Here is a 1,511-nt window from a genome sequence, read left to right on the forward strand (position 1 = left end):
GCATTCAGGGGCCTCACAGGTTTTGCCCTGTAAGAAACGCCCCGATTGCCGGTTGAGACTGGGTATTCACCTCCCGGATACCGCTGGGTTTCCCCCGATCGGAACGCGAGCTTCAGCTCGCTCTTCCCGGGGTTGATCAGCGAGCTGAAGCTCGCGTTCCGATTCGGCTTCGGCGGTGGGTTCTGTCATGGAATGACTGCGGATCCGCTCACGAAAGTCCGTTCCCAGTGGAGGCGGCGGATTGCACTTCGACCAGCCCTCGCTATGGTAACTGTATGCGTTTCCTCGTCGCCGCCCTGATTGTGCTAGTCGCTGCCTGTGCCCCTTCGACACCCGAGACCCGGATCGAAGCGAATCGTGCTGCCTATCAGGCACTTAGCGCTCGACAGCAAACCCTCGTGAGCCAAGGACAGATTGAAGAAGGCATGCCATCCCAAGCGGTATACATCGCGTGGGGCCGTCCAGGTCGGGACTACATCGGCGAAGACGAAGGAACCGCCACACGAGTCTGGGAGTACACTGGCGCGCAGCCAGTCTACTCGACCAACTATGCTGCCGGCTACGGATATGGGTATGGACGCTACGGGGGCTATGGTCGCTACCGGAGAGGAGCATACTATGGGTATGACATTTCGCCGCAGGTGACCTACGTCCCCTACCGAAAAGCTTCCGTCTGGTTCCGCAATGACCGCGTGACAAAATGGGAGCGCACACGTTGACAAAAATAATCTCTCTCCCGAAGCCCCGGCTTGATGCCTCAGGGATTCTGCGCTATTTCCACCCACAACCATGAAACGTCCTCTCCTTCTTGTCCTTGCCGCAGCGGCAATCGCTCTACCGAGCTGTGAAATGCCGATGGCCACCGGTTCAGGCGTTGCCGCCTATCAGGCCTATGATCGACCTGCCAAACTACCGAGCAATCCTTCCAACGTTCGTGTAAAGGTATCCACCTCACGGCAACGTGTCTATGTGATGGAAGGCGACACTCCGCTGCTGGTCATGCCAGTGTCTGTGGGCACCGCCAGCACGCCGACGCCGAAGGGCAGTTTCCGTATTTACAAAAAGGAGCACTACCGACGGGCCGTCAGCCACGGCATCGCCTACTCCGGCAGCAATGCCAGGCGAACCCTTATTGGAAAGCGCCCATCCGGATGGTCTTTCAAAGGTACCCCGATGCCCTACTGGTGCGAGTTCAAGCCCGCCTATGGATTCCATACGGGATGGGTCAAGCACACCCCCTGCACCCACGGCTGCATCCGAATGCATGAGAACCTTGCCCCCAAATTCTTCCGTCTCGTTTCCAACGGCACGCCGGTGAATATCGCAACGACCCAGCCTGAAGACGCCAAATACGGAAATATCCCGCTTCCTCCTGATGCTGGCCCTCTTCCCGACTACTCGCTGCAGTATTACCTCGGTGACGGCTACTTCACGCAACACAAGAAGCCATCGTACAACTGAGATCTCTCAGCGAAGATTTTCCCAAAACGCCCCGCCGGAAACGGCGGGGC

General features: G+C 58.2%; 2 protein-coding genes. Both read left to right on the plus strand.

Annotation, left to right across the window (positions count from 1 at the left end; genetic code table 11):
* The first annotated feature begins 275 nt into the window (after positions 1–275).
* Positions 276–719: a hypothetical protein gene (locus WBG04_RS18615; protein WP_424316220.1), complete on the plus strand. Its 444-nt coding sequence runs from the start codon at positions 276–278 to the stop codon at positions 717–719.
* 70 nt (positions 720–789) lie between these two features.
* Complete coding sequence (locus tag WBG04_RS18620; protein WP_424316221.1) at positions 790–1,461, plus strand: L,D-transpeptidase; 672 nt, start codon at positions 790–792, stop codon at positions 1,459–1,461.
* Positions 1,462–1,511: the final 50 nt, after the last annotated feature.

It is taken from the genome of Haloferula sp. (assembly GCF_049672945.1).
GTDB lineage: Bacteria > Verrucomicrobiota > Verrucomicrobiia > Verrucomicrobiales > Akkermansiaceae > Haloferula.

Bases quoted from the DNA above. Each gene is read 5' to 3' on its own strand.
- WBG04_RS18615 (WP_424316220.1), top strand. From the start codon at position 276: ATGCGTTTCCTCGTCGCCGCCCTGATTGTGCTAGTCGCTGCCTGTGCC.
- WBG04_RS18620 (WP_424316221.1), top strand. From the start codon at position 790: ATGAAACGTCCTCTCCTTCTTGTCCTTGCCGCAGCGGCAATCGCTCTA.